Source organism: Tabrizicola sp. BL-A-41-H6 (genome assembly GCF_050632395.1).
GTDB lineage: Bacteria > Pseudomonadota > Alphaproteobacteria > Rhodobacterales > Rhodobacteraceae > JAUYQR01.
In genome coordinates this window covers 879,967-905,722 of the sequence record NZ_CP192600.1, presented here as the reverse complement: position 1 = coordinate 905,722, position 25,756 = coordinate 879,967, and the positions used below count along the sequence as shown (strand labels likewise).

General features: G+C 64.7%; 27 protein-coding genes. 10 read left to right on the top strand and 17 right to left on the bottom strand.

The window, feature by feature from the left end; genetic code table 11:
- The first annotated feature begins 26 nt into the window (after nt 1-26).
- Genes ACROUL_RS04525 through ACROUL_RS04515 form a run of 3 tightly spaced genes read left to right on the top strand, consistent with a single transcriptional unit; the run spans nt 27 to nt 2,117 of the window.
- Nucleotides 27-602 carry a GNAT family N-acetyltransferase gene (locus ACROUL_RS04525; protein ID WP_431298353.1) on the top strand — a complete coding sequence of 192 codons (576 nt, stop codon included), beginning with the start codon at nt 27-29 and terminating at the stop codon, nt 600-602.
- 39 nt (nt 603-641) lie between these two features.
- Complete coding sequence (locus ACROUL_RS04520; RefSeq protein ID WP_431298352.1) at nt 642-1,094, top strand: YcgN family cysteine cluster protein; 453 nt, start codon at nt 642-644, stop codon at nt 1,092-1,094.
- The gene (locus tag ACROUL_RS04515) at nt 1,095-2,117 is read left to right on the top strand and encodes a threonine aldolase family protein (protein ID WP_431298351.1); all 1,023 of its coding nucleotides are present in this window, start codon (nt 1,095-1,097) and stop codon (nt 2,115-2,117) included. It abuts the gene before it with no gap.
- Here the strand turns inward: ACROUL_RS04515 and ACROUL_RS04510 are convergent.
- Both ACROUL_RS04510 and ACROUL_RS04505 read right to left on the bottom strand, forming a co-directional pair.
- On the bottom strand, nt 2,114-2,932 hold the full coding sequence (locus ACROUL_RS04510; protein ID WP_431298350.1) for an alpha/beta fold hydrolase: 819 nt from the start codon (nt 2,930-2,932) through the stop codon (nt 2,114-2,116). The genes ACROUL_RS04515 and ACROUL_RS04510 overlap by 4 nt on opposite strands.
- Nucleotides 2,933-3,529 (bottom strand): 2-hydroxychromene-2-carboxylate isomerase, encoded by a 597-nt coding sequence (locus tag ACROUL_RS04505; protein ID WP_431298349.1) that lies wholly within the window; start codon nt 3,527-3,529, stop codon nt 2,933-2,935.
- A 93-nt stretch (nt 3,530-3,622) separates the two neighbouring features.
- On the opposite strand from ACROUL_RS04505, the gene ACROUL_RS04500 reads away from it, so the two are divergent.
- A complete protein-coding gene (locus ACROUL_RS04500; protein ID WP_431298348.1) occupies nt 3,623-4,642 on the top strand; it encodes a ribose-phosphate pyrophosphokinase in 1,020 nt (339 codons plus the stop codon).
- Between the two features lie 50 nt (nt 4,643-4,692).
- Complete coding sequence (locus ACROUL_RS04495; protein ID WP_431298347.1) at nt 4,693-5,679, top strand: phosphatase PAP2 family protein; 987 nt, start codon at nt 4,693-4,695, stop codon at nt 5,677-5,679.
- On the opposite strand, the gene ACROUL_RS04490 is transcribed toward ACROUL_RS04495, so the two are convergent.
- The 7 genes from ACROUL_RS04490 to ACROUL_RS04460 all read right to left on the bottom strand — a co-directional run bounded on the left by ACROUL_RS04490 (nt 5,676) and on the right by ACROUL_RS04460 (nt 11,987).
- On the bottom strand, nt 5,676-6,023 hold the full coding sequence (locus ACROUL_RS04490; RefSeq protein ID WP_431298346.1) for an H-type lectin domain-containing protein: 348 nt from the start codon (nt 6,021-6,023) through the stop codon (nt 5,676-5,678). The genes ACROUL_RS04495 and ACROUL_RS04490 overlap by 4 nt on opposite strands.
- A gap of 112 nt (nt 6,024-6,135) precedes the next feature.
- Entirely contained in the window at nt 6,136-6,528 is a 393-nt protein-coding gene (locus tag ACROUL_RS04485; protein ID WP_431298345.1) for a F0F1 ATP synthase subunit epsilon, read from the bottom strand.
- 10 nt (nt 6,529-6,538) lie between these two features.
- Nucleotides 6,539-7,981, bottom strand: coding sequence for a F0F1 ATP synthase subunit beta (gene atpD, locus ACROUL_RS04480; protein WP_431298344.1), 1,443 nt, complete (start codon nt 7,979-7,981; stop codon nt 6,539-6,541).
- Nucleotides 7,982-7,999: 18 nt separating this feature from the next.
- Nucleotides 8,000-8,866, bottom strand: coding sequence for a F0F1 ATP synthase subunit gamma (locus tag ACROUL_RS04475; RefSeq protein WP_431298343.1), 867 nt, complete (start codon nt 8,864-8,866; stop codon nt 8,000-8,002).
- Nucleotides 8,867-8,887: 21 nt separating this feature from the next.
- Nucleotides 8,888-10,426 carry a F0F1 ATP synthase subunit alpha gene (gene atpA / locus ACROUL_RS04470; RefSeq protein ID WP_431298342.1) on the bottom strand — a complete coding sequence of 513 codons (1,539 nt, stop codon included), beginning with the start codon at nt 10,424-10,426 and terminating at the stop codon, nt 8,888-8,890.
- A complete protein-coding gene (locus tag ACROUL_RS04465) occupies nt 10,426-10,986 on the bottom strand; it encodes a F0F1 ATP synthase subunit delta (protein WP_431298341.1) in 561 nt (186 codons plus the stop codon). Before ACROUL_RS04465 ends, atpA begins: the two co-directional genes overlap by 1 nt.
- A 245-nt stretch (nt 10,987-11,231) precedes the next feature.
- Nucleotides 11,232-11,987 carry a class I SAM-dependent methyltransferase gene (locus tag ACROUL_RS04460; protein WP_431298340.1) on the bottom strand — a complete coding sequence of 252 codons (756 nt, stop codon included), beginning with the start codon at nt 11,985-11,987 and terminating at the stop codon, nt 11,232-11,234.
- 62 nt (nt 11,988-12,049) lie between these two features.
- Here ACROUL_RS04460 and ACROUL_RS04455 point away from each other — a divergent pair, with 62 nt between their 5' ends.
- From ACROUL_RS04455 to clpA, 3 genes are all read left to right on the top strand, one after another.
- On the top strand, nt 12,050-12,481 hold the full coding sequence (locus ACROUL_RS04455) for a GFA family protein (RefSeq protein WP_431298339.1): 432 nt from the start codon (nt 12,050-12,052) through the stop codon (nt 12,479-12,481).
- A 3-nt stretch (nt 12,482-12,484) separates the two neighbouring features.
- Complete coding sequence (gene gloB / locus ACROUL_RS04450) at nt 12,485-13,252, top strand: hydroxyacylglutathione hydrolase (protein WP_431298338.1); 768 nt, start codon at nt 12,485-12,487, stop codon at nt 13,250-13,252.
- 158 nt (nt 13,253-13,410) lie between these two features.
- Nucleotides 13,411-15,726 carry an ATP-dependent Clp protease ATP-binding subunit ClpA gene (clpA, locus tag ACROUL_RS04445; RefSeq protein WP_431298337.1) on the top strand — a complete coding sequence of 772 codons (2,316 nt, stop codon included), beginning with the start codon at nt 13,411-13,413 and terminating at the stop codon, nt 15,724-15,726.
- Nucleotides 15,727-15,827: 101 nt separating this feature from the next.
- Here the strand turns inward: clpA and ACROUL_RS04440 are convergent, their stop codons facing one another.
- The gene (locus tag ACROUL_RS04440; protein ID WP_431298336.1) at nt 15,828-16,253 is read right to left on the bottom strand and encodes a fasciclin domain-containing protein; all 426 of its coding nucleotides are present in this window, start codon (nt 16,251-16,253) and stop codon (nt 15,828-15,830) included.
- Between the two features lie 217 nt (nt 16,254-16,470).
- Here ACROUL_RS04440 and ACROUL_RS04435 point away from each other — a divergent pair, with 217 nt between their 5' ends.
- Nucleotides 16,471-16,860 (top strand): BLUF domain-containing protein, encoded by a 390-nt coding sequence (locus ACROUL_RS04435; protein ID WP_431298335.1) that lies wholly within the window; start codon nt 16,471-16,473, stop codon nt 16,858-16,860.
- A gap of 4 nt (nt 16,861-16,864) precedes the next feature.
- Here the strand turns inward: ACROUL_RS04435 and ACROUL_RS04430 are convergent, their stop codons facing one another.
- The 3 genes from ACROUL_RS04430 to ACROUL_RS04420 form a co-directional block, all read right to left on the bottom strand.
- Complete coding sequence (locus tag ACROUL_RS04430; protein WP_431298334.1) at nt 16,865-18,469, bottom strand: peptidoglycan -binding protein; 1,605 nt, start codon at nt 18,467-18,469, stop codon at nt 16,865-16,867.
- A 3-nt stretch (nt 18,470-18,472) separates the two neighbouring features.
- The gene (locus ACROUL_RS04425; protein ID WP_431301246.1) at nt 18,473-19,642 is read right to left on the bottom strand and encodes a biopolymer transporter ExbB; all 1,170 of its coding nucleotides are present in this window, start codon (nt 19,640-19,642) and stop codon (nt 18,473-18,475) included.
- A 77-nt stretch (nt 19,643-19,719) separates the two neighbouring features.
- Nucleotides 19,720-20,250 (bottom strand): gamma-glutamylcyclotransferase, encoded by a 531-nt coding sequence (locus ACROUL_RS04420; RefSeq protein ID WP_431298333.1) that lies wholly within the window; start codon nt 20,248-20,250, stop codon nt 19,720-19,722.
- Between the two features lie 70 nt (nt 20,251-20,320).
- On the opposite strand from ACROUL_RS04420, the gene ACROUL_RS04415 reads away from it, so the two are divergent.
- Nucleotides 20,321-21,325, top strand: coding sequence for a DUF2125 domain-containing protein (locus ACROUL_RS04415; protein WP_431298332.1), 1,005 nt, complete (start codon nt 20,321-20,323; stop codon nt 21,323-21,325).
- 3 nt (nt 21,326-21,328) lie between these two features.
- On the opposite strand, the gene ACROUL_RS04410 is transcribed toward ACROUL_RS04415, so the two are convergent.
- The 4 genes from ACROUL_RS04410 to ACROUL_RS04395 all read right to left on the bottom strand — a co-directional run bounded on the left by ACROUL_RS04410 (nt 21,329) and on the right by ACROUL_RS04395 (nt 25,756).
- Nucleotides 21,329-22,180, bottom strand: a complete 852-nt coding sequence (locus tag ACROUL_RS04410; RefSeq protein ID WP_431298331.1) for an extensin family protein — start codon at nt 22,178-22,180, stop codon at nt 21,329-21,331.
- Nucleotides 22,181-22,184: 4 nt separating this feature from the next.
- Nucleotides 22,185-23,102 carry a prephenate/arogenate dehydrogenase family protein gene (locus ACROUL_RS04405; RefSeq protein ID WP_431298330.1) on the bottom strand — a complete coding sequence of 306 codons (918 nt, stop codon included), beginning with the start codon at nt 23,100-23,102 and terminating at the stop codon, nt 22,185-22,187.
- Nucleotides 23,099-24,184 carry a histidinol-phosphate transaminase gene (gene hisC, locus ACROUL_RS04400; protein WP_431298329.1) on the bottom strand — a complete coding sequence of 362 codons (1,086 nt, stop codon included), beginning with the start codon at nt 24,182-24,184 and terminating at the stop codon, nt 23,099-23,101. Before hisC ends, ACROUL_RS04405 begins: the two co-directional genes overlap by 4 nt.
- A gap of 150 nt (nt 24,185-24,334) precedes the next feature.
- Nucleotides 24,335-25,756 carry a homospermidine synthase gene (locus ACROUL_RS04395; protein WP_431301245.1) on the bottom strand — a complete coding sequence of 474 codons (1,422 nt, stop codon included), beginning with the start codon at nt 25,754-25,756 and terminating at the stop codon, nt 24,335-24,337.

Below are 25,756 nucleotides of genomic sequence, written 5' to 3'. Positions count from 1 at the left end.
CCATCCTGATACAACAGGAGCCTGCCATGCCCGACCTTGATATCCGCCCGCTGACACCCGACCTGATCCCTGCCTTCACCGCGCTTTTCGGACCGCAGGGTGCCTGCTACGGCTGCTGGTGCACGTCGTTCCGGCTGCGGCCCAATGTGCGGCAGGCGATGACCGGGGACGAACGGCGCGATGTGATGCTGGCGCGCATTGTCGCGGGCCCGCCGCCGGGCCTGATCGCGTTTGACGGCGACGAAGCGGTGGGCTGGATGCAGATCGGCCCGCGCGCCGATGTGCCGGAGTGGAACAACCCCGGCCGCGTCTCCTCCCCGCTGCCCGACGCGCCGGCGGACGACCCCGGCGTCTGGGCAGTGTCGTGTTTTTTCTTCCGGGCGCGGGCGCGCGGCAAGGGCCATACCCACCGGATGCTGGCCGCCGGCATCGCCTTTGCCCGTGCCAATGGCGCGAGGGTGCTGGAGGCGGCGCCCATCGTGGGATCGAACCCGAAATCCATCCCCCTGTTCGTCGGCCCGGTGGCGGCCTTCGCCAAGTCCGGGTTTGAAACCGTCGCCCGCGTCAAGGAGACCCGCCCGTTGATGCGGCTGGTGCTGTGACCCCTTCCCTTTTCCCGGCCCAGAAGGCACCTTCGCCCGATGGAAAAACTGCGCCACCGGTTCTGGGAAACCATCCCGCTGAAGAAGATGACGCCTGCCGAATGGGAGGCTGTCTGTGACGGCTGCGGCAAGTGCTGCTTGAACAAACTTGAATTCGAGGACACCGGCGAAGTTGCCTTCACCCGCGTCGCCTGCCGCCTGCTGGACGGCGACGCCTGCCGCTGCACCAAGTATGAAACGCGGCGGCAATATGTGCCGGAATGTGTGTTCCTGACGCCCAAGACCCTGGAACGGGTGGCCTACTGGCTGCCGCAAAGTTGCGCCTACAAGCGGCTTTACCAAAACCAGCCTTTGCCCGACTGGCACCCGCTGCTGACCGGCGATCCCGAAAGCACTCATACCTCGGGCAATTCGGTGCGGGGCTGGACGGTGTCGGAGTTCACCGTGCCCGAAGAAGACTGGGAAGACTACATCATCGAGGAAACGCCCTGAATGTTCTTTGCGTCTGACAACACCTCGGGTGCGGCGCCCGAGGTCATGGCCGCCCTTGCCCGTGTGAACGAGGGTTACGACACGTCCTACGGTGCCGATGCCGCGATGGCGCGCGTGACGAAACTGGTGCGCGAGGTGCTGGAGGCGCCGGAGGCTGCGGTCTATCTTGTAGCGACCGGCACGGCCGCAAACGCGCTGGCGATCGCCACGCATTGCCCGCCCTGGGCCGCTGTCTTCTGCCACCGCCTCGCCCATATCGCCGAAGATGAATGCGGCGCGCCCGAGTTCTATTCCGGCGCTAAGCTCGCGCTGGTGCCGGGCTCGCATGGCAAGATGACGCCCCAGACCTTGGCCGAGGTGATCGGTCGCACCGGGGAAAGCGGCGTGCATGGCGTGCAGAAGGGGATGCTGTCGATCACCAATGTGACCGAAGCCGGCACCGTCTATACACCCTCCGAGGTCGCCGCGCTGACTGCACTGGCCCGCGCCAAAGGGCTGCCCTGCCACATGGACGGCGCACGGTTTGCCAACGCTTTGGCCGCGACCGGGGCGACCCCGGCCGAGATGACATGGAAGGCGGGGATCGACGTGCTGTCCTTTGGCGGCACCAAGAACGGCTGCATGGGGGTGGAGGCCGTGGTGATGTTCGACCCGGCGAAGGCGTGGGAGTTCGAGCTGCGCCGCAAGCGGGGCGGGCATCTTTTCTCCAAACACCGCTTCCTGTCCGCGCAATTCGAGGCATATCTGACTGACGGCCTGTGGCTGCGGCTTGCCGCCCACGCCAACGCGATGGGCAAGCGGCTGGCCGATGGGCTTGGCCGGATCAATTCCGTAAGCCAGCGCCACGCGGTTGACGCCAACATGATGTTCCCCGAATGGTCGCCTGGCACCCACGCCCGCCTGCAGGCTGCCGGCGCGCGCTATTACGCCTGGAACACCTCGCCCAAGCGTGAGGCCGCGCGTCTGGTCGCGTCATGGAATACGACCGAAGATCACGTCGACCGCTTCCTCGCCGCCTTCTAGGCCGCGTCGAGGTGCATCTGCACCGACCGCGCCACCACCTGCGGATGGGTGATCGGCACCATGTGCCCCGCTCCCGGCACGATCAGCCGGGTGGCCTTTGGCAGCCGCGCGCATAGCGCCGCTTGCACCGCGTCGATGATTGGCGGACTGTCGCCACCTTCGACCATCAGGATCGGCACGCGCAGGGCTTCCAGCCGACCGGGCGCCAGCAGGCCGGCCGCATCATCCAGCAGCACCGGGTTCTGCGCCGCGATGTGGTGGATGCGCGCAAGGATGTAGCTGCGCTGCCGCTCTGGCAGATCGGCAAAGGGCTCGCCCGTGCCCCAGGCCGCATGGAACACCGACGCGGCCTCGTCCCGGCGGCCTTCGGCCATCAGGCGGGCCACGGTTTCATGCCCGGCGCGGAACGGCGCATAGGCTGAGGCACCCTTGGCGGCGGCAAAGATCACCGGCTCGACCAGCATCAGGCTGCGCACCAGGTCTGGGCGCGTCAGCGCAATGCGCAACGCCACCGTCGCCCCGAACGAATGGCCGAAAAGGTCGATCGGGCCGTCCGCTGCCAACCGCTCCACCCAGGCCAGCGACAGCCGCGTGGTCAGACCGTGAATCTCCTCGACCCCGTCCCAGTCAGCGGCGCGGCCATGCCCCGGCTGATCGAGCGCGGTTACCGTCACGCCAGACAGCCGGTCCACCAGCCCCGACCACGCACCGGAATGGGCCAGCGAACAATGCAGCGCCAGAACCGGGCGCGCGGCGCCACGGTCCCAGACCCGAAACGCGGGCTGTTCGACAACAGGGGTAAGATCTTCGGGCACTCACAACTTTCCGGCAAGATACAGGTCAAGGTCATCGAGCCTGTCCTGTCCCCAGAACGTCTCGTCGCCAACGATGTAGAACGGCACGCCGAATACACCGCGCGACACCGCTTCTTCAAGATTATTCGCATAGGTTTCGGCTGCGGCCAGCATGTAACGGTCCGCCACGCCTGGATCAAAGCCATGTGCGCCAAGGATGTCCTTCACCACCTCGTCCTCGGCGATGTTGCGCCCTTCGGCCCAAACCGCGCGCGGAAATGCCTGAACCAGCCCCGCCAGATCGCCGCCCCCCGCCTTGGCCGCCGCGATGATCGCATAGCTGGCAGGGGCAGGGTTCACCGGAAAGTAGGGCGCTGGCATCAGGATCGGCACGCCTTGCTTTTTTGCCCCCCGCCGCAGTTCCTGCAGACGGTAGGCTTTCCGGCTTTCATGCCGTTCCGCCAGAGTTTGTCCGCCGGTGCGCGGAAACAGCGCCGGGGCGTCAATCGGAATGTACCGGATGCTGGCGACATGCCGCGCCGCCACCGCTTCCAGCCGCGCGCCAGCAAGGTAGGTGAACGGCGACATCGGTGCGAAAAAGTAGTCAATCTGCGTCATTCGCCATTCCTTTGCCCACGCACCGTTTGCAAGACCCTAACCCGGTGATAAGCGGTGTCAACGCACGCGAATCCGCCGTTTCCGGAGCCATCAATGCCAGCCATCACCGAACCGAAGCTGATCGCCGGAAACGCCAACCAAAGCCTCGCCAAATCCATCGCCCGCCGCATGTCGATGCACAGGGGCATGAGCGTCAATCTGGTAGACGCGCGGGTCGAACGCTTCAACGATCAGGAAATCTTCGTCGAGGTGTTCGAGAATGTCCGTGGCGAGGACATGTACATCATCCAGTCCACCTCGAACCCGGCCAACGACAACCTGATGGAACTCTTGATCATGACCGACGCGCTGCGCCGGTCGTCGGCCAGCCGCATCACCGCCGTGATCCCCTATTTCGGCTATGCGCGTCAGGACCGCCGCGCCAAGGCCCGCACCCCGATCACCGCGAAACTGGTGGCCAACATGATCACCGAGGCGGGCGTTGACCGCGTGCTGACGTTGGACCTGCACGCCGCGCAGATTCAGGGCTTCTTCGACATTCCGGTGGACAACCTCTATGCCTCGCCAGTCTTTGCGCTGGATATCGAACATCACTTCCGCGGCCAGATGGAAGATCTGATGGTCGTGTCGCCAGATGTGGGCGGCGTGGCCCGTGCGCGCGAACTGGCCAAGCGGATAAACGCCCCCCTCGCCATCGTGGACAAGCGCCGCGAAAAGGCCGGTGAAGTGGCCGAGATGATCGTGATCGGCAGCGTTGTCGGCAAGAAATGCATCATCGTCGACGATATCTGCGACACTGCCGGCACGCTGTGCAAAGCCGCCGAAGTGCTGATGGAACAGGGCGCGACCGAGGTTCACAGCTATATCACCCACGGTGTGCTGTCCGGCCCTGCGGTCGAACGGGTGCAGAATTCGGTAATGAAATCGCTGGTCATCACCGACAGCATCGAACCATCCGAGGCGGTCCGGGCCGCCAAGAACATCCGCATCGTTCCGACCGCGCCGATCTTCGCGCAGGCGATCCTGAATATCTGGGGCGGGATGTCGGTGTCCTCGCTGTTCGAGACGGACACTTTGGTGCCGATCTACGAAGGCCTTTACCAGCGCTCCTGAGCAGGTTTTGCACGGTTTTCGCCACGAAAGCGGCACAATGACCCTTTAGCTTGAAGATTGTCTCCGCCTTGGCGGGAAAGCGAAGGGCAATCACCGCGATGGCAGGCAACGGCGAAATTCTGGTTGGACAGCGCAGGAACTTGCAGCTTTTGCCACCTGAACACCTGATGCTGGGCATCATCGTGGGGTTCGGCCTTGCTGCGGTCGCGCTGGTGCTGGCAACCGGGCGCATCGTCAACTGGCCCCCGTTCCTTGTCGGCTTTTTCGCGACCCTCGGGCTTGTCGGCGTCGGCGGCTACATCCGCGCGGTCAAGGCGGCGCCGCGGATCGCGCTGGCGGTCATCGGCGTTGGGGTGTTCATGGGCTTCACGGCGGTCTCCACCGTGTTCATCTTCGCCCTGTTTCCCCTGCCAAACCCGCTGATCGACCAACAGCTGATCGCGCTGGACGCGCAGGTTGGCTATCACTGGCCCGGTTTCGTCGCCGGTCTGGCCGAATATCCGTGGTTCGCCCGTGGGCTTGGCTACCTCTATCACACCTCGCTGCCGCAGATCGTGCTGCTCATCATTGTGCTGGGAGCGCTGGCTCGGGAAGTGGCTTTACACAGGTTGCTGCTGGTGGGGATCGTCACTTTGATCGTCACGGTAGCGATCTGGTGGCTGTGGCCCAGCGTCGGCCCGTCGGCCTACCAGACAATCCCGAAGCCGATCCTTGCCGCCACCGGGCTTTATTACGACGATGCCTACGGTGCCTACCTCAAGCAATTGGTCGAGGTTGGCCCCGGCCGCATCAGCCCCGAGGTCATTACAGGCGTGGTCGCCTTTCCCTCCTATCACATGGTGATGGCCTGCATGGTGGTCTGGTTCAGCCGCGCGACGGTGCTGTTCCTGCCCGCGCTGGTCGCCAATCTGGCCATGATTCCCGCAACCCTGTCGCACGGCGGGCATCACCTGATCGACCTTGCCGCCGGTGTCGTGGTCTTTGCCGCGTGCCTCGCCGTGGCGCACCGCATCATCCCCAGCCCTTCAAGCGTCTAAACCACATCCCATTCATCATCGTCGCGTAGCGGACCAAGCGCCATCCAGTCAGCCCGGATCCGCGCCACGCGAGTGTCACTCCAGGTGCGGAACACGATCTCAAAGCCGCTTTCGGTGATATTCTCGGCCGAGATATCGGCGCGCGAGTTGGTCTTGTGGTCCATGTCCCACATCGAGATGCTGACCATCACCATCGGCGCTACGGCGAAGGGTTCGGAAAAGGTCTGCGCCTGCCGCACCTCGCGCGGGCCGTCGCCAGCCCACATCACGCCGTCATTGGCAAAATCCGAAAACAGCACCCTTGTGCCTTGCTCGACGCCGATCTTTCCCGAAAACCGCTTCATTCACCACCCACACGACCCACACCCGTATAGTGCCGCATTCCGGCAGGAATGGGTTGGAAAAATGCAAAAGGCCCCGCGCATCGGCGGGGCCTTTCGACATCTTGCAACCGGATCAAAGCCCGACGGCGGCCCGCATCGCGTTCAGGTCAGCCATCATCTTGTCGGAGCTGTCCTTGTCAGACCCCAACGTGGCCGCCGCGGACACGTCAGCCACCAGCGCATCCAGCGTGGCGGGCGTCAGCTCATCCACCGGCACCGCGCGTTCGGCCAGAACCGAAACGCCGGTGGCGGTGATTTCGGCAAAGCCGCCGGTCACGACATAAGCCCGCGTGCCATCAGGCGCGACGACCCGCAGGATGCCGGGGCGCAGCGTAGTGATGGCGGGGGCGTGCCCCTCCATCGCCGTGAGATCGCCCATCGCGCCGGGGATCTGCACCTCCGACGCCTGAACCGAGGCCAGCCGCCGTTCCGGACTGACCAGGTCGAATTGCACGGATCCTGCCATTTCGGCCCCCTTATGCCGCTGCCGCAGCGAGCTTCGCGGCCTTGGCTTTCACTTCTTCGATGTCGCCAACCATGTAGAAGGCGGCTTCCGGAAGGTGATCGTATTCACCAGCAACCACGGCCTTGAACGAGGCGATGGTCTTTTCCAGCGGCACCTGCACGCCCGGCGAACCGGTGAACACCTGCGCCACGTCGAACGGCTGCGACAGGAAACGCTGGATCTTCCGGGCGCGGGCCACGGTCAGCTTGTCCTCTTCGCTCAGTTCGTCCATCCCGAGGATGGCGATGATGTCCTGCAGCGACTTGTAGCGCTGAAGCATCCCCTGCACCGAACGGGCAACGTCATAGTGTTCCTGCCCCACGACCAGCGGGTCAAGGATACGGCTGGTGCTATCGAGCGGGTCCACGGCCGGGTAGATCCCCAGTTCCGAGATGGCGCGCGACAGAACGGTCGTGGCGTCAAGGTGGGCGAAGGATGCGGCCGGAGCAGGGTCGGTAAGGTCGTCGGCCGGAACGTAGATGGCCTGAACCGAGGTGATCGAGCCGGCTTTGGTCGAGGTGATGCGTTCCTGAAGCTGGCCCATGTCGGTCGCCAGCGTCGGCTGGTAACCCACGGCCGAAGGGATACGGCCAAGAAGGGCGGACACTTCCGAACCGGCTTGGGTAAAGCGGAAGATGTTGTCCACGAAGAACAGCACGTCCGTCCCCGACTGGTCGCGGAACTGTTCGGCGATGGTCAGGCCGGTCAGCGCCACACGCGCACGCGCGCCCGGCGGTTCGTTCATCTGACCATACACAAGCGCCACTTTGGACTTGGTCAGGTCGTCGATGTTGATAACGCCGGATTCGATGAATTCGTGGTAAAGGTCGTTGCCCTCGCGGGTCCGCTCGCCAACGCCGGCGAACACCGAATAGCCCGAGTGCACCTTGGCGACGTTGTTGATCAGTTCTTGGATCAGAACCGTCTTGCCCACGCCTGCACCGCCGAAAAGGCCGATCTTCCCGCCGCGCGAATAGGGCGCCAGAAGGTCGATAACCTTGATGCCGGTCACCAGGATCAGCGCATCGGTGGCCTGATCGGCGAACGACGGGGCCGGCTGGTGGATAGCGCGACGCTCGGTGTGCGCAACCGGGCCTTTTTCGTCGATCGGCTCGCCGATCACGTTGATGATGCGGCCCAGCGTCCCGTCACCCACCGGAACCGAGATCGGCGCGCCCATGTCGGAAACCGGTGCGCCCCGCACCAGACCCTCGGTTGCGTCCATCGCGATGGTGCGGACGGTGTTTTCGCCCAGGTGCTGGGCCACTTCCAGAACCAGACGCTTGCCGTTGTTCGTCGTTTCCAGCGCGTTCAGAATCGCGGGAAGCGCCCCTTCGAACTGCACGTCCACCACGGCGCCGATCACCTGGGTGACCTTGCCTGCCGCGGCAGCTGCTTTCGGTGCTTTTGCCATGTCGTTTCTCCGGTTAACTTACAGCGCCTCGGCGCCGGAAATGATTTCGATAAGCTCTTTGGTGATCGCGGCCTGACGGCTCCGGTTGTACTGGATCGTCAGCTTGTTGATCATGTCGCCTGCGTTGCGCGTGGCGTTGTCCATTGCGGACATCCGCGCACCCTGTTCGCTGGCGCCGTTTTCCAGAAGGGCCGTGAAGATCTGCGTCGCGACACCGCGCGGCAGCAGGTCGGCAAGGATCGCCTCTTCCGACGGTTCGTAGTCGTAAAGCGCGTTCGCCGCCCCGCCTTCGAACTTGGCCGGGATCACCTGCAACGCCGTCGGGATCTGGCTGATCACCGACTGGAAGCGGTTGTAGAAGATCGTCACCACGTCGCACTCGCCCGCCTCGAAGGTGGCCAGCACTTCGCGCGCGATGCCTTGCGCGTTGGCATAGCCCACGCGCTTAACATCGCCCATGTCAACATGACCTACGAAATAGGCGCTGTAATCGCGACGCAACTGTTCGCGGCCCTTCTTGCCGACGGTCAGGATCTTGACGGTCTTGCCAGCGGCCAGCAGTTCGGCCGCCTTGACCCGCGCCAGACGCACGATGGTGGAGTTGAAGCCGCCACAAAGGCCGCGCTCCGACGTCATCACCACCAGAAGATGCACCTGATCCTTGCCGTTTCCGGCCAGAAGTTTCGGCGCACTTTCGCTCTGGCCGATCCCCGTTGCCAAGGACGACATGACAGCCGTCATCCGTTCGGCATAGGGGCGTGCAGCCTCCGCCGCTTCCTGCGCGCGGCGCAGTTTTGCGGCGGCGACCATCTGCATCGCCTTCGTGATCTTCCGCGTGTTCTTGACGCTGGCGATCCGGGTCTTGAGGGCCTTCAAGCTGGGCATATGGGTGCTCCCGGGCCCGACTTACGCGAAGTCTTTGGCGAAGGCGTCAAGCTCGGCACGAATGGCTTTCTCCAGATCGCCCGAAACCTTGCGGTCTTTCGTGGTGATGTCGGCCAGAAGCGCCTTGCCCGTGGTGCGCAGGTGCTTCAGCAGCCCCTGTTCGAACCGGCCCACGTCCTTGACAGCGATCTTGTCGAGATAGCCCGACGTGCCAGCATAGATGATCACGACGATCTCGGCGTTGGTCAGCGGTGCATACTGCGCCTGCTTCATCAGTTCCGTCAGACGCGCGCCACGGTTCAGCAACTGCTGGGTCGAGGCGTCAAGGTCGGAACCGAACTGCGCAAACGCCGCCATTTCGCGGTACTGCGCCAGTTCCAGCTTCACTTTGCCGGCGACCGACTTCATCGCGCTGGTCTGGGCGGACGAACCCACGCGGCTCACCGACAGACCGGTGTTCACGGCCGGACGGACGCCCTGATAGAACAGTTCGGTTTCAAGGAAGATCTGCCCGTCGGTGATCGAGATCACGTTCGTCGGAATGTAGGCCGACACGTCGCCGGCCTGCGTCTCGATGATCGGCAGCGCCGTCAGCGAGCCCGAGCCGAAATCTTCGCTCATCTTCGCAGACCGCTCCAGCAGGCGCGAGTGCAGATAGAACACGTCGCCCGGGTAGGCTTCACGCCCCGGCGGACGGCGCAGCAGAAGCGACATCTGGCGATAGGCGACAGCCTGCTTCGACAGGTCATCATAGATGATCAGCGCATGGCGGCCGTTGTCGCGGAAGAATTCCGCCATCGCGGTTGCCGAATAGGGTGCAAGGAACTGCATCGGAGCAGGGTCCGACGCGGTGGCAGCCACGACGATCGTGTACTTGATCGCGCCGGTCTCTTCCAGTTTCTTGACCAACTGCGCCACGGTCGAACGCTTCTGCCCGATGGCGACATAGATGCAGTACAGCTTCTTCGATTCATCGTCACCGGCGGCCTCGTTGTAGGCCTTCTGGTTCAGGATGGTGTCCAGCGCCACGGCGGTCTTGCCGGTCTGGCGGTCACCGATGATCAGCTCGCGCTGGCCACGGCCAACCGGGATCATCGCGTCGATCGCCTTGAGGCCGGTCGCCATCGGCTCGTGCACCGATTTGCGCGGAATGATGCCCGGTGCCTTCACGTCAGCCACACGACGCTCGGTCGCGGCAATCGCGCCCTTGCCGTCGATCGGGTTGCCCAGTGCGTCGACGACGCGGCCCAGAAGCGCGTTGCCGGCAGGCACGTCCACGATGGACTTGGTGCGCTTGACGGTGTCGCCTTCCTTAATGTCCTGGTCGGAACCGAAGATCACGATACCGACGTTGTCGACTTCGAGGTTCAGCGCCATCCCGCGGATACCGCCGGGGAATTCGACCATCTCGCCGGCCTGTACGTTGTCGAGGCCGTGGACACGGGCAATCCCGTCACCGACCGACAGCACGCGGCCAACTTCGGCCACTTCGGCGTCCTTGCCGAAGTTCTTGATCTGCTCTTTGAGGATCGCGGAGATCTCGGCAGCTTGAATTCCCATCACCCAACCTCTTTCATTGCATTCTGGAGTGCAGCGAGCTTCGCCTTGACCGATGTGTCGATCATGGTCGAGCCCAGCTTTACGACTAGTCCGCCGATGAGACTTTCATCGACAGTGGTTTTCAGTTTCACGGTCTTGCCGACACGCGCTTTCAGCGTCTCGGCCAGTTTCTTTGCCTGTGCCGCCGACAATGCAGTGGCCGACGTGACCTCGGCCGTCATCTCGCCCTTTTCGGCGGCGATGCGGTCGGTCAGGTTGTTCAAAAGCTGCGGCAGCACGAAGAGGCGCCGCTTTTCCGACATCAGCGCCAGCGTGTTCGCCATCAGCGCGCTGAGGCCCATCTTGGCCCCGACGGCGGCGATCACACGGCCCTGATCTTCACGGCTGACCATCGGAGACGAGATTGCGGCCGACAGATCGGGGCTGATCCGAAGCGCCTCGGCCAAGGCCGAGGTATCGGCTTCCAGCGCCTTCAACGCGCCCTCTTCCTTCGCCAGCTCGAACAGAGCCGTGGCGTAGCGTGTGGCAATCCCCAGGGAAATCGAAGCTGGTTCGGACACGTCAACCCTTCCGCTGTTTCTGGCCGCCGCCCGTCGGGCAACTGGCCGCTGTGCAGCACCTTCCCCAAACCGTGGTTCAAGGCCTGTGCCTACTCGTCGCGGGCGTCCTTAGCAGAGGCTTTCTTACCCCGCAACCGGGTTGCTCGCCGTTTCGTGAGTGATCTTGTCGCGTATTCCGATGGTAGCGTTCACAGTGGGCTTCGCCTTGCCCACCGGTGGCAGAAACGACCGCTTGGCAACCCCGGCTATTTCCGGTTCATCGCTGGTTCCCGGCTGCCTTTGGCGACCCCTTCCAGCACCCGAAGCGGACTGCGCACCGCAGCACCCAGACCGCCTCGGGTTGGCGCATACACCTGTTTCGACGCCTCTACCATCAAAACTCCACCGGCCAGCCATGGCACCTTGCGCCCGACCGATTCCCAGAAATCCGCCGTCCTCAACCAGAACCGCGCGGTCGAAGGCGGCGCGAACAGCACCGACTGGCTGCGCTCGGGCATGAAGTTGTGCCGCTTCAACTGCGCCTCAAGCTGCGCCACCGAATAGGGCCGCCCGAAGCCGAAGGGCGTCACGTCGCGCCGCGACCAAAGCCCGATCCGGTTCGGCACAATGAAAAGCGCCCGCCCGCCCGGCCCCAGCACCCGCGCCGCCTCGTCCAGCACGACCGACGGGTTCTCGGATGTCTCCAGCCCGTGCATCAAAACCAGCCTGTCCACCAGCCCGGTCGGCAGCGGCCAATGCGTTTCCTCGCACAGGACGCTGACATTCTCCATTCCCGCAGGCCACGGCATCACCCCCTGCGGCCCCGGCATCAGCCCGATCACCCGCCGCGCATCGGCAAGGTAGGGGCGCAGCAGCGGCACCGCAAACCCGAAACCGGCGACCGTATGCCCCGCCGCCGGTGGCCAATGCTTGACCACCTGCTCGCGGATAGCCCGCTGCGCAACACGGCCAAGCGCCGTGCGATAGTAGAAGTTTCTCAGATCAAGCACATCGAGATGCATTGCAGGTGGCGTCCCACGGCGTCAGGGTAGCGGTACCATACCCTGACCACGGCCCTCCCGCCATGCCCGAACACAACCCCGCCTTGTCCCCCGAAATCCGCCAGTCGCTGTGCGAATGTGGCGCGCTGCGTCTGACCGTCCGTGGCGACCCGGTGCATGTCCACGCCTGCACCTGCACCCGCTGCCAGCGCGCCTCTGGCTCGGCCATGACGATGTCGGCGTGGTTTCCCGAAACCGCCGTCACGATCGAGGGCGACTATATTACGTGGTATTATTCCGGCGTCGAAGACCCCGCGCTGATGGCCGGCTTTTGCCGGATCTGCGGCGGGGGTCGATTCTTCCGCACGGGCGATTACCTGCCCGGCACCATCGGCATCGCCACCGGCAACTTCGCCGACCCCGCCTTCCCTGCGCCCGACCATATCCATTGGTGGCCCGACCGCCCGCTCTGGCTTGGCGCGCCCCACGGCCCAACCACCTTGCCCGGAAACTGACCCATGACCCTTGAGCTTGTGACGATCCCCTGCCTGTCCGACAATTACGCCTACCTGGTCCATGACGCGGGCACCGGCCAGACCGGCTGCATCGACGTGCCGGACGCCGCCCCGATCCTGGCCGCCCTCAACGCGCGGGGGTGGGAGCTTTCGGACATCCTGATCACCCACCACCACGACGACCACATCCAAGGGGTCCAAGCCCTGCGCGCCGCGACCGGCGCGATGGTCCTTGGCGCCGCCGCCGATGCGCACCGCCTGCCGCCCCTCGACCTTGCGCTGACCGAGGCCAGCACCTTTTCCATCGGCCCGGAATTCGCCCGCATCATCGACGTGCCGGGCCACACCGTCGGCCACATTGCGTTTCATTTCCCCGAAAGCCGCCTCGCCTTCACCGCCGACAGCCTGATGGCCGGGGGCTGCGGACGGCTCTTCGAAGGCACGCCCGCGCAGATGTGGCACAGCCTGCAAAAACTCGCCGCGCTGCCGCCCGACACGCTGATCTGTTCGGGCCACGAATACACCACTTCGAACCTGCGTTTCGCCGCGACCCTTGAACCCGGCAATCCCGATCTTATCTCTCGCATCGACCGGGTGACGACAGCGCGCCGCGAAGGCCGCCCCACCGTTCCGGTGCCGCTTTCGGAAGAATTGGCCACCAACCCTTTCCTGCGGGCCGATCAGCCCCAGATCAAGACGGCGGTTGGCCTTCCGGGCGCCGATGCTGCCACGGTTTTTGCTGAAATCCGTGCCAGAAAAGACAAGTTCTGAGGGCTCATTATCACAAATGATGTGAGACCGGTCACGAAAGGCCCCCGGAACGCAGATTGCGCTTGAAGTACGGAAAATAAAACCGAACTTTAAGACTATGAGGCCACGGTTGGATCGGGCCCAACGCCCCTCCGACCCGCAGGACAGGAGCACCGAACGTGCCTTCTTTTTCGACAACACTCGAGCAAGCCATCCACGGCGCGCTGGCTCTGGCCAACGCCCGCCGCCACGAACTCGCAACGCTGGAGCATCTGCTTCTGGCGCTGATCGACGAACCCGACGCCTCCCGCGTGATGAAGGCCTGCTCGGTGGACCTCGATGAACTCAGGAAAACGCTCACCGATTTCGTCGACGATGATCTTTCCACCTTGGTCACCGATGTCGAGGGGTCCGAGGCCGTTCCCACCGCTGCCTTCCAGCGCGTCATCCAGCGCGCGGCGATCCACGTGCAGTCCTCGGGCCGCACCGAAGTGACCGGCGCGAACGTCCTTGTTGCGATCTTCGCCGAACGCGAATCCAACGCCGCCTACTTCCTGCAAGAACAGGACATGACCCGTTACGACGCGGTCAACTTCATCGCGCATGGCGTGGCGAAAGACCCGTCCTATGGCGAACCGCGCCCGGTGCAAGGCTCCGACGAACAGGAAACCCCCAAGGCCGAAGCTGGCGAGGCGAAGGAATCCGCCCTGTCGAAATACTGCGTCGACCTGAACGTGAAAGCCCGCAAGGGCGACGTCGACCCCCTTATCGGCCGCGAGGCCGAGGTGGAGCGGGCGATTCAGGTTCTCTGCCGCCGCCGCAAGAACAACCCGCTTCTGGTGGGCGACCCCGGCGTGGGCAAGACCGCGATTGCCGAAGGCCTCGCCCGCAAGATCGTCAACGGCGAGACGCCCGAGGTTCTGGCGAAAGCCACGATCTACAGCCTCGACATGGGCGCGCTTCTGGCCGGCACCCGCTACCGTGGCGACTTCGAAGAACGCCTGAAGGCCGTGGTCAAGGAAATGGAGGATCATCCCGACGCGATCCTCTTCATCGACGAAATCCACACCGTGATCGGCGCAGGTGCCACGAGTGGCGGCGCGATGGATGCATCGAACCTTCTGAAGCCAGCCCTTCAGGGTGGCAAGCTGCGCTGCATGGGCTCCACCACCTACAAGGAATTCCGTCAGCATTTTGAAAAGGACCGGGCTCTGTCCCGTCGCTTCCAGAAGATCGACGTGAACGAGCCTTCGGTGCCGGATACCATCAAGATCCTGATGGGCCTAAAACCGCACTTCGAGGAACACCACGACCTGAAATACACCAACGATGCGATCAAGTCGGCGGTGGAACTGGCCGCGCGTTACATCCACGACCGCAAACTGCCGGACAGCGCCATCGACGTGATCGACGAGGCCGGTGCCGCACAGCACCTGCTGTCGGGCCTCAAGCGCCGCAAATCCCTCGGCGTGAAAGAGATCGAGGCCGTCGTCGCCAAGATCGCCCGCATCCCGCCGAAAACCGTATCGAAGGACGATGCCGAAACCCTGCGCGACCTTGAGAAAACGCTGAAGCGCGTGGTCTTCGGGCAGGACAAGGCGGTGGAGGCGCTCTGCTCGGCCATCAAGCTGGCCCGCGCGGGCCTGCGCGAGCCGGAAAAGCCCATCGGAAACTACCTTTTTGCCGGGCCTACGGGCGTCGGCAAGACCGAGGTGGCAAAGCAACTCGCCTCCAGCCTTGGCGTGGAACTGATCCGCTTCGACATGTCGGAATACATGGAGAAACACGCGGTTTCCCGCTTGATCGGCGCGCCTCCCGGCTATGTCGGCTTTGATCAGGGCGGCATGCTGACCGACGGCGTCGACCAGCACCCGCATTGCGTGCTGCTGCTGGACGAAATGGAAAAGGCGCATCCGGATGTCTACAACATCCTGCTGCAGGTGATGGACCACGGCAAGCTGACCGACCACAACGGCCGGACGGTGGATTTCCGCAACGTGATCCTGATCATGACGTCGAACGCCGGCGCCCGCGAACAGTCGCAGTCCGCGCTCGGCTTTGGCCGCGAACGCCGCACGGGCGAGGATACGGCTGCCATCGAACGCACGTTCACGCCGGAATTCCGCAACCGTCTGGACGCCGTGATCAACTTCGCGCCCTTGGGCCGCGAGGTCATCCTGCAGGTGGTCGAGAAGTTCGTCCTCCAGCTTGAGGCGCAGCTGATGGACCGCAACGTCCACATCGAACTGTCGCCGGAAGCCGCACTGTGGCTTGGCGACAAGGGCTATGACGACAAGATGGGCGCGCGCCCGCTGGGTCGCGTGATCCAGGAATACATCAAGAAGCCGCTCGCCGAAGAACTTCTGTTCGGCAAGCTGGTCAAGGGCGGTGTGGTCAAGGTGGTGGTCAAGGACGACGCCATCGTGCTTGATATCGAAGAACCGGCAAAGCCTCGGCTTACGGGCCAGAAGCCTCCGCTCCTGACCGCCGAATGACAAAAAACCCCCGCTTCGGCGGGGGTTTTCCGTCCACCTCGCACAGCAAAGCAAAAGGGCCCCCGCATAGCGGGGGCCCTTCTTCAATGTCGCATCGCTGATCAGGCGGCAGGAACAGCCGCAGGCATCAGCACTGTGTCGATGATGTGGATCACCCCGTTCGACGCCGCGACGTCGGCCGTGCCGACCTTCGCCCCGCCGACATGCAGCGCACCGCCCGCGCTTTTGATCTGGACCTTTTCACCGCCCAGCGTGGCAACGTCTGCGGTCTTGTCCTTGAATTCTGCCGCCATGTGCTTACCCGAAACGACATGCAGCTTCAGGATCTCCACCAGTTTCGCCTTGTTCTCCGGCTTGACCAGATCGGCCACTGTGCCGCTGGGAAGCTTGGCAAAGGCCGCATCATTCGGCGCAAAGACGGTGAACGGCCCGGCGCCCGAAAGGGCCTCGGTCAGACCGGCCGCCTTAAGGGCAGTCACAAGCGTCGAGAATGCCGGGTTGCCGGCTGCGGTTTCAACAATGTTCATGGAAAGTCCTTTTTCGCGAACGGATGGCTCGCTGGTCTTGAGATGGGGCTGCCCAAATGGTGTTACAACCGCCACCCCGACATTACCCTGACCCTGCGCTGGATTGCGCCTACGGCAGCCACGCAACTTGCAGGTGGCCTCGACCCCATCGGGTCGCTAAGGTCATCCAGCGCCCCACCGTTCCCGGCGCCTTACCCGCGAAAGGCCCGTACGACCAATGATCCAGCTGACCTACGCCTCGCGCCCCTTCGGTTTCGACACGGCCATGCTTGCGGGCATTCTGCTTGACGCGCGCCGCTGCAACACGCGTGACGGGATCACCGGCCTTTTGATCTGCCGCGCCGACCTTTATCTTCAACTCCTCGAAGGGCCGGAAGCCGCCGTCGACGCCGCCTATCGCCGCATTGCCGCCGACGACCGCCATATGGACCTTTCGCTGCTGACCCGTCGTTCTGTCACTCACCGGCTTTTCCCGCGTTGGGCGATGCGCGACGATCCGGCGCGCAGCTGGCTCTGGACCAAGGCCCAAGTCGACGATGGCGCCCTGACCCGCGCCTCGGAAGACGAGGTCCTTGCCGTTTTCGAACGCATCGCCGGCGAGGAGTGACGCCTTAGCGTTCCGTCAGCTTCAACTCGATCCGCCGATTCAAGGCTCGGCTCGCCTCGTCATCACCCGGTGCCACCGGACGGTATTCACCAAACCCGGTTGCGGCCATCCGCTCGGGCGGAAAGCCAAGTTCGTTCTGCATGAACCGCACCACCGACAGGGCCCGCGCTTGGCTCAGTTCCCAGTTATCGGCGAACTCGGCGCCGCCCACCAACGGCACGTTGTCGGTGTGGCCATCGACCCGGATGATCCAGTCGATCCCCTCGGGTATCTGCGCCCGCACCTCGTCCAGAATTTTCACCACGCTGGCGATCTGCAACCGCCCCTCCTCCGCCAGATCGGCAGAACCGGGGTTGAACAGCACTTCGCTGGAAAACACGAAACGGTCGCCGACCACCCGAACGCCCTCGCGCCCGGCCAGCAGCGTGGAAAGCTGGCCAAAGAATTCCGACCGGAACCGCGCCAGATCCTTGTTCTCTGCCGCCAGCCGTGCCGCCTCGGCCGCTTCCAGTTCGGCGCGCTGCTTTTGCTCGGACGCGACCTGCGCCAAGGCCGAATTCAGCCGCGCACCCAGATTATCAAGTTGCACCTTGGCCGCCGCGTCCTTGGCCGCCGCCTCGTCCAGCACCGATTGCAAGGAACCAAGCTGCCCGCGCAAGGCCGCGACCTGCTGGTTCAGCAACTCCACCTGCCGGGCTGCGGCGAGGGTCTTTTCCTGTTCCGCCAGCAGCGCCGTTTTTGCCGCCGAAAGTGCCGCACTTTCGCCTGTCGCGGCCTTCGCCGCCTCGGTCCGCGCCGCAGCCAGCAGGGTCAGCGTATCCTCCGCGCGCTTGCGTTCCGCCTCCAGCGCCAGCGTCATCGCGGTCAGTTCGGTGTCGGCCCCCGCCAGCTTTTCACGCAACGCGGCAAGTGCCGCCGCGTCGGCCAACCGCGTCGCCTCGGCCTCGCTCAAGGCTTCCTTCGCCGCCGCAGTCTCGGCGGCGCGTTCGGAATCCTTGGTACGCAAATCCGCAACCAGCGCCTCCAGCGCCTCGCGCCGCGCCGCCGCCAGACGCGCGGCCTCGGCGTTCGCGTCCACCTCGTCGCGCGCCTTGGCCAAGGCCAGCGTCAACGCCTCGCTGTCGGAGATCAGCTTGGCCTTCGCCGCTTCCAGATCCGCGACCGACGCGGTCAGCGCCGCGGCCTCGCCCCGCGCCGCATCCCGTTCGGCCAGAAGCGATGCCACCTGAGCCTCGAAGCTGGTGATCTTGCCCTGCGCCGCGGTCAGTTCCGCCGACCGCGCCTCAAGCTGCCCGGTCAGTGATGCGATCAATGACGATTGCCGCTCGCCCTCGGCGGTCGCCGCCGCCAGCCCCGCCTGCAACCGACCGACCTCGCCCTCAAGCTCGGTCGCCCGCGTGCGTTCCAGCCCCAGCGCATCAGCCAGTTGCGCCACCTGCGCGTTCAACTCGTCCAGTTCGGTGCCTTGCGTGGTGATCTGTTCGCGCAGCACCGACTGCATGATGGTAAAGATCGTCAGCACGAACATAAGCACCATCAACAGGGTCGTGACCGCATCTACGAACCCCGGCCAGATCATTGATGAATCCCGGCGGCGCGACGAAGCCATGCCTTAACTCCGCGCCGAAGTGGTGCGGCCAAGCTGCCGGATCGCCGAGGTCAGCGCCGAAATGTCGCCCTTCAGGTCGGCAACCGTTTCCTGCCGCCCGGCCGACATCTCTTCCAGAATCCGCAACAGCTGCACGTCGATCGACCGCAGCCGCATCCGGCTTTCCGCGTCGGAATGGGCGCCGCCCTCCGCCCCCGCCAAGGCCGCGATCAGCCGCTCCTGCCCGTCCGCAATGCGCCGCAACGTTTCGGCCTGCCCCGCCTCCGCCTCCATCCGCCGGCTGAGGCCCTGCACCGCCTCGGCCAGCTCCGCCATCCGCGCATCGGCCATCGCGCGGCTGACGTCGGATTGCGCATAAAGGATCTGCAACTGCTCCATCTGGCCGGCCATATGGTCCATCACCATCGCCAGCGCATTCTGGTCCGTCGCCTCGCCCTCGCTGGCAAACCCAAGCCGGGTGATTGACGACAGCCACTCCTCAAGCTCACGCGAAAACCGGTTCTGCCCATGCCCGGCAAACAGCTCCAGCAAGCCCAGCACCAGCGACCCGGCCAGACCCAAGAGCGACGATGAAAACGCCGTCCCCATCCCGCCAAGCTGGCTTTCCAGCCCGCCCATCAGCTTGGAGAATACATCCAGCCCGCTTTCGCCCTCCTGCGGCGCCAGCGACCGGATCGTTTCAACCACCGCCGGAACCGTCGTGGCCAACCCCCAGAACGTGCCAAGAAGACCCAGGAAAACCAAGAGGTTGATCAGATAGCGCGTGATATCCCGCGCCTCTTCGATCCGCTGCTCCACCGAGTCCTGGATCGACCGTGACGAGGCGGTGGTGATCGAAATCCGCGCACCGCGCGACCGCAACAGCGCCGCCAGCGGTGCCAGCAGGCGCGGCGGCCGGTCATCCTCGGTGCCCGGCGTGCCACGCACGAAATTCTCGATCCAGTAGACCGATTGCGCCAGAATCCAGACCTGCCAGAAACAGGTGATCACCCCGATGAAGAACACCGTCGCGATCAATCCATTCAACAGCGGGTTGGTCGCAAGGATTTCGGTGATCTGGGCCAGGATGAACCATGCCCCCACCCCGACAGCGATGCAGACCAGAAGCATGGTCGTGATCGCGCGAATGGGCTGGCTGAAGGTCGTCGTGGCCTCGGCGTCTCGTCTGTCCATCGGCAACGTGCCTGCCCTCTTCATCTGCTCATCCTCGAGTCTATCAGGAACCCTGCCACTGCCAAGCAAAAGCAGCGTCAGACCAGCTTTCGCACCCGATCCGCCAGCCAATCAAGATCGGCGTCCGCGATGCCGAGTTCTTCCAAATGCGCGGTCGTGGCCCAAAGGTAATCCCGGTTCGGGCCGCGTCCGCCAACGGCGCGGGCAATGATCCCCGCCTGGTCCTCCAGCGCCAGCCCGCCGCAATACTGCACATGGTCGGGGTCAATCACATAGGCCAGCGCCTCGACCGGCCCCGCAGCTGTCTCGACCGGCAGCACAGTCTCAAGATAGGCCGACGAGATCAGTTCCCGCTCGCGCAATCCCGCCACCGTGGCCGCCTCGGCCCCCGGTGCCACGCGAAACGCCACCCCGTCGCAAAACGCCGCCTCGGCCCGGTCCAGCGCCAGCACCAGTCCGGGGTCGTCCACCGTGCCGCGATGGTGGATCGACCGCATGCAAAAGCTGCGGTGCCAGCCCCGCGCCCGCGCGATCCGACGCTCGGCCACCGGAAAACCGGGGTCCCAGATCAGCGAGCCGTAGCCAAACACCCACAGTTGCGTGTCCATTCCGCTCCCCGCTGGCAAGTGACGCGTCGGCCCTATAAACATGGCCCAACGGGCAATGAAAAGGTGTCGCATGCGCAAACTCACCTGGCTTCTGATCGCGCTCACCATCCTGTGGTCGGGCGGCTGGTTCTGGGGCTCGTCGAAGGTGCGTGAAGGGATCGACCAGTGGTTCGCCGCCCAGACCGCGCAAGGCTACATCGCGCAGAACGCAGGCTTCTCGGTCCTTGGCTATCCGAACCGGCTGGACGTCACCTTCGACGCTCCGAAATTCGCCGACCCCAGCACCGGGTTCGGCTGGGAGGGCCAGTTCCTGCAGGTCTTCACCATGACCTGGAAACCCTGGCACATCATCGCCGCACTACCCCCGCAACAGACGATCCGCACCCCCGATCAGGATATCGGCATCACCGCCACCAGCCTGCGCGCCAGCGCCCGCGCCCTGCCGCAGATGATTCTGCCGCTGGATGAGGCGATCCTTGAAGGCACCACGATCGAGGCCACCTCGACCCAAGGCTGGACACTGGCGCTTGGCTCCCTGCTGCTGGCGATCCGCGCCGACCACACCGGGACGAACGCCTACGATGTCGCGCTGACCGGAACCGATCTGGAACCCGACAAGGCATTTCTCGCGGCGCTTTCGCCCGACGCCGGGCTGCCGTCGCGGATCGCCAGCCTACGCGCCGACCTGAAGGCGCAGTTGACCGCACCGCTTGACCGCACCGCCGCCGACACCAACCCCCGCCTTACCGGCCTTGCCGTGAACGAAGTGGCCGTGACCTGGGGCGACCTGACCGTCTTCGCCAAGGGCAAGATCGAACCCGACGCCGACGGTTATGCCGCGGGCAAGATCGACATCGCCGTAACGAACTGGCAGCGCCTCGTGCCGATCCTGGTCGCGGCGGGCGTGGTCAAGCCCGAGGTGGCGCCCACCGTCAGCAACATGCTGAAAGCGATGGCCGAACAGAACGGCTCGCCTTTCGTGCTGGAAATGCCGCTGACGTTGGCCTCTGGCCGCATGTCGCTTGGCCCGCTTCCGCTTGGCCCCGCACCGCTGATGACGCCCGTAACCAACTGACCGCTAGCGGCAGTAGGCCCCGCCGCTGCGGTCCGAGGTGTCGAAATGCAGGTGGTCCTCGTGAAACCCGTCCGACCCCGGACCGAGGGTGGTCTTGAATATCCCGCAGGCGCCCTTGTGAACCTTGCGCATCGTGCGGTCAAACCCGCCCGCCACCACCTCTGCCCGCCCGTTCGACAGCACGAAGGCCGAGATATCAATCGCCTTGCCCTTGCCATGCTCGCTGATCTTGGCGCCGCGAATGTTGTTGCGGCTGCGGCAGATGTAATGCGCGGCGATCCGCAGTTCGACCACACGGTCGCGGTAGGCGGGCTGCAACACCTGTGACACCCAGGTGTTCAGCGCCCGCGCGGTATCGCAGTCGATCGTCGCGCCCTGGCTCAGCCGGACCCCGGAAACCGAGGTGACGCGCACCGCCTCCGGTACGCCGCAGCCTTTCACCTTTGATTTGATCGGCGCGATCTCCTCGCCCTTGATCGCGGCAACCCCGCAGACCGACCCGGCCAGACTGGCTGCCTCGCGCTTCTTGCGCCGCTCCTCGCGCTTGGAAAGCGGTGGCTCGGCCGGTTCCGGCACAACCGCCGTCGCCGTCAGGTCAAGGCCCTGCTCTGCCCCCGCACCCTCTGCCGCCGCAACCTTGGCGACCAGCGATCCCGGCCGCGGCTTCGGCCGCGGCGACCGCGCCAGCGCATCGACGGGCGCCTCTGCCGGTGCGGCGGCATCGGGCACCGCCTCGGCCACGCTGGCGACACCGGTATAAATCGGGTTTGGCGGGGGCCGGGGCGACCGGTCGACAGGCTCGGCCGCCACAGCGGTGGCGCCGAACAGGATCAGCGCCGCGACAGCCCCGCGCACGGCTTCACGTCCGCTTCGCATCGGCGGCACGGCCAAAGTCTGGCGCGGCAGTGTCCTGCCCCGCCTCGATGATTCCGCGCCGGATCGCCCGCGTCCGGGTAAAGTAGGCGTGCAGATGGTCGCCGTCACCCAGCCGGATCGCACGCTGCAAGGCGAACAACTCCTCGGTGAACCGGCCAAGAATATCCAGCACCGCGTCCTTGTTGGTCAGGAACACGTCGCGCCACATCGTCGGGTCACTGGCCGCGATCCGGGTGAAATCGCGAAACCCGGTGGCAGAATACTTGATGACTTCGCTGTTCGACACCCGCCGCAGATCATCGGCCACGCCCACCATCGTGTATGCAATCAGGTGCGGCGTGTGGCTGACCACCGCCAGCACAAGGTCATGGTGCGGCGGATCCATCGTATCGACATTGGCGCCCATCGCGGCCAAGAGCCGCGTCAACCGCTCCAGCGCCGCCGCGTCCGTGTCAGGCAACGGCGTCAGCAACCACCAGCGGTTCTGAAACAGCGTCGCAAAGCCCGACCGCGGCCCGGAATACTCCGTCCCCGCCATCGGATGACCGGGGATGAAATGCACGCCTGCAGGGATATGCGGCGCCACCGCCGCGATCACCGCCTGCTTGACCGACCCCACATCCGTGACCGTAGCACCCGGCGCCAGATGCGGCCCGATCTCGGCGGCAATCGCCTCCATCGCCCCCACCGGCACGCACAGCACCACAAGGTCCGCCCCGGCCACCGCCTCAGCAGCCGTCTCGGTCACCCGGTCGCAGAACAACTCGCGCGCCACCGCCCGCGTCTCAGCCGACCGCGCATAGCCCACGATCTCGCCGGCAAGCCCCCCGGCCCGCATCGCATGCGCCATCGACGAGGCGATCAGACCAAGGCCGATCAGGGCGACGCGCTGATAGATCATCGCACCCCCTTGAACTGCGCCACCGCATGGGCAACCCGGCGGCACGATGCCTCGTCACCGATGGTGATGCGCAGGCAATGCGGCAGCTTGTAGCCAGCCACCCGCCGCACGATCAGCCCCTGCTCCTGCAGGAACGCGTCACAGGCCTCGGCTTCGTCCTGGCTGGCAAATCGCGCCAGCACGAAATTCGCCATCGACGTGTCCGACGGCACGCCCAGTTCTGCCAGCGCCACCGCCAACCACGACCGCAGCCGGGCATTCTCGTTGCGGCATTTCGCCACGAAGTCCTGATCCCTGACCGCCGCCTCCGCCACATCAAGTTGCGCCGTCGACAGGTTGAACGGCCCCCGCACCCGGTTCAGCACATCGATGATGTGCTTCGGCCCATAGCCCCAGCCAATCCGCAATCCGCCAAGCCCGTAAACCTTGGAAAACGTCCGCGTCATCACCACGTTGTCGCGCGCATCCACCAAGGCGGCTCCGCCGTCGTAGCCTTCGACATATTCGGCATAGGCCCCGTCCAGCACAAGGATCGCCTGCGCCGGCAACCCCGCCGCCAGCCGCGCCACCTCGGCCGCCGAAACCATTGTCCCGGTGGGGTTGTTCGGATTGGCAAGGAACACCAGTTTGGTGCGGCGGTTGCATGCGGCAAGGATTGCATCCACATCCGCCGTCCGCTCGCGCTCGGGCACCTCGACCGGGGTCGCCCCTGCCGCCAAGGCATAGATGCGGTACATCAGGAAGCCGTGCTCGGTGTAGACCACCTCGTCCTTCGGCCCGGCATAGGCCTGACAGAGGAAGTTGATCACCTCGTCCGATCCGGCCCCACAAATCACACGCCCTGCGTCAAGCCCATGCACTTCGGCAATCGCCGCCCGCAAATTGGCGTGGTCAGTCGACGGATACCGGTGCAGCGAATGCACCGACCGCTGGAAAACCTCCTTCGCCCGGTCCGACGCGCCGAACGGGTTTTCGTTCGACGACAGCTTCACCGCATTGGCCACGCCCGCCACATGCGACTTGCCGCCCTCGTAAAGGGCGATGTCAAGAATGCCGGGCTGCGGTCGGATCTGGTCGGTCATTGTCTCCCCCGAAACTCGAGGCGTTCTTAGCCGCCCCTTGCCCACAAGGCCAGAGACTTCCGCCAGACCCACCCGTGACTTATTGCGCGCCTTGCAGCGCCAGCGCACCGACAAGAAGTAAACGTGCGCCCGTCAGGGCGCTCCGTATGGTCAGTCGGCCAGAAAGTTCACGAACTGCCACGGATCGCTTTCGTCACGGTCCTCGGCAAAGCGGTTGATCCGGTGGTCAAGCGGCGTCCAGTCGGTGTAATGGCATTCGATGGACCCAAGGTAGGGCCGCTGCACCGCAAGGCAGCGCGCGTGGTCCATCTCGTCGGCCTCGACAAAGCCCGCGCGCGGGTTTTCCGCCACCCATACAATCGCCGCAAGCACGGCACTTGTAACCTGCATCCCGGTCGCGTTCTGATAGGGCGCGAGCTCTCGCGCCTCGGCGCAGGACAGACGCGAGCCGTACCACATCGCGCCCTTGGCATGACCGTAAAGCAGCACGCCAAGATCGTCGCCACCGGCAACAATCTCGCCCTCGGTCAGGATATGTTTCTTTTCCGGCAACATTCCCGCGCCGTTGATCTCGTGCAGCGATAGGATCGCATCCGCACAAGGGTGGTAGGCGTAATGGCAGGTGGGGCGATAGACCGGCCGGTCTCCGTCCCAGACCGTGTAGTAATCGGGAATCGACAACGCCTCATTATGCGTCACGACAAAGCCGAACTGCGGCCCGACCCCGGGGCACCATGATCGCACCCGTGTGTCGGCACCGGGTCGGTCGATCCAGATCGCATACCCTGCGCCGAAATCGAAGGCATGCCCGTCGCGCGGCAGCCGCCGTTCATGTGTGCCCCAGCCCAGTTCCGCCGGCTGGTAGCCTTCGGACAGCAGCCCGTCCACCGACCAAGTGTTGACGAACACCCCCGGCGGCCGCGCCCGCTCCGATACCTGCGTGTCGCGTTCGGCCACATGCACGCCCTTGACGCCAAGCTCCATCGACAGCCGCGCCCACGCCTCCCGGCTGGACGGCGCCGCAGCGACGCCGGTATCGGCCGCCAGCCGCAGCAACGCTTCTTTCAGCAGCCATGAGATCATCCCCGGATTGGCACCGCAGCACGACACCGCCGTCGGCCCGCCCGGAAACTGCCGGCCCAGCGCCCTCACCTTTTCGCGCAAGGGATAGTTCGTCCGCTCGGCGTTCGGCAGGGTCGAGCCGAAGTAGAACCCCGGCCACGGTTCCACCACCGTGTCGATGTATTGCACGCCAAGTTTCTGGCACAGAAGCATCACCTCGATCGAATCCACGTCGACCGACAGGTTCACCAGCATGCCCTTGCCATCCGGGAACAGCCCGGTCAGCACATCGACATAGTTGTCCGGCACCAGTGCCACCTGCAAATGGCGCAAGCCGCGCTCAGCCAGAAGCCCCGCAAACTCGCCCGAGGGTTCGATCATCGTGAAGGCGTCGCGGTCAAACGCGATGTGCCGCTCGATCAGGGGCAGCACCCCGCGACCAATCGACCCGAAGCCAATCATCACCAAAGGCCCGTCGATGCGGGCGTGAACCTCGTAACTCATTGTAAT

Bases quoted from the DNA above. Each gene is read 5' to 3' on its own strand.
- ACROUL_RS04525 (WP_431298353.1), top strand. From the start codon at position 27: ATGCCCGACCTTGATATCCGCCCGCTGACACCCGACCTGATCCCTGCC.
- ACROUL_RS04520 (WP_431298352.1), top strand. From the start codon at position 642: ATGGAAAAACTGCGCCACCGGTTCTGGGAAACCATCCCGCTGAAGAAG.
- ACROUL_RS04515 (WP_431298351.1), top strand. From the start codon at position 1,095: ATGTTCTTTGCGTCTGACAACACCTCGGGTGCGGCGCCCGAGGTCATG.
- ACROUL_RS04505 (WP_431298349.1), bottom strand. From the start codon at position 3,529: ATGACGCAGATTGACTACTTTTTCGCACCGATGTCGCCGTTCACCTAC.
- ACROUL_RS04500 (WP_431298348.1), top strand. From the start codon at position 3,623: ATGCCAGCCATCACCGAACCGAAGCTGATCGCCGGAAACGCCAACCAA.
- ACROUL_RS04490 (WP_431298346.1), bottom strand. From the start codon at position 6,023: ATGAAGCGGTTTTCGGGAAAGATCGGCGTCGAGCAAGGCACAAGGGTG.
- ACROUL_RS04485 (WP_431298345.1), bottom strand. From the start codon at position 6,528: ATGGCAGGATCCGTGCAATTCGACCTGGTCAGTCCGGAACGGCGGCTG.
- atpD (WP_431298344.1), bottom strand. From the start codon at position 7,981: ATGGCAAAAGCACCGAAAGCAGCTGCCGCGGCAGGCAAGGTCACCCAG.
- ACROUL_RS04475 (WP_431298343.1), bottom strand. From the start codon at position 8,866: ATGCCCAGCTTGAAGGCCCTCAAGACCCGGATCGCCAGCGTCAAGAAC.
- atpA (WP_431298342.1), bottom strand. From the start codon at position 10,426: ATGGGAATTCAAGCTGCCGAGATCTCCGCGATCCTCAAAGAGCAGATC.
- ACROUL_RS04460 (WP_431298340.1), bottom strand. From the start codon at position 11,987: ATGCATCTCGATGTGCTTGATCTGAGAAACTTCTACTATCGCACGGCG.
- ACROUL_RS04455 (WP_431298339.1), top strand. From the start codon at position 12,050: ATGCCCGAACACAACCCCGCCTTGTCCCCCGAAATCCGCCAGTCGCTG.
- gloB (WP_431298338.1), top strand. From the start codon at position 12,485: ATGACCCTTGAGCTTGTGACGATCCCCTGCCTGTCCGACAATTACGCC.
- ACROUL_RS04440 (WP_431298336.1), bottom strand. From the start codon at position 16,253: ATGAACATTGTTGAAACCGCAGCCGGCAACCCGGCATTCTCGACGCTT.
- ACROUL_RS04435 (WP_431298335.1), top strand. From the start codon at position 16,471: ATGATCCAGCTGACCTACGCCTCGCGCCCCTTCGGTTTCGACACGGCC.
- ACROUL_RS04430 (WP_431298334.1), bottom strand. From the start codon at position 18,469: ATGGCTTCGTCGCGCCGCCGGGATTCATCAATGATCTGGCCGGGGTTC.
- ACROUL_RS04425 (WP_431301246.1), bottom strand. From the start codon at position 19,642: ATGGACAGACGAGACGCCGAGGCCACGACGACCTTCAGCCAGCCCATT.
- ACROUL_RS04420 (WP_431298333.1), bottom strand. From the start codon at position 20,250: ATGGACACGCAACTGTGGGTGTTTGGCTACGGCTCGCTGATCTGGGAC.
- ACROUL_RS04415 (WP_431298332.1), top strand. From the start codon at position 20,321: ATGCGCAAACTCACCTGGCTTCTGATCGCGCTCACCATCCTGTGGTCG.
- ACROUL_RS04405 (WP_431298330.1), bottom strand. From the start codon at position 23,102: ATGATCTATCAGCGCGTCGCCCTGATCGGCCTTGGTCTGATCGCCTCG.
- hisC (WP_431298329.1), bottom strand. From the start codon at position 24,184: ATGACCGACCAGATCCGACCGCAGCCCGGCATTCTTGACATCGCCCTT.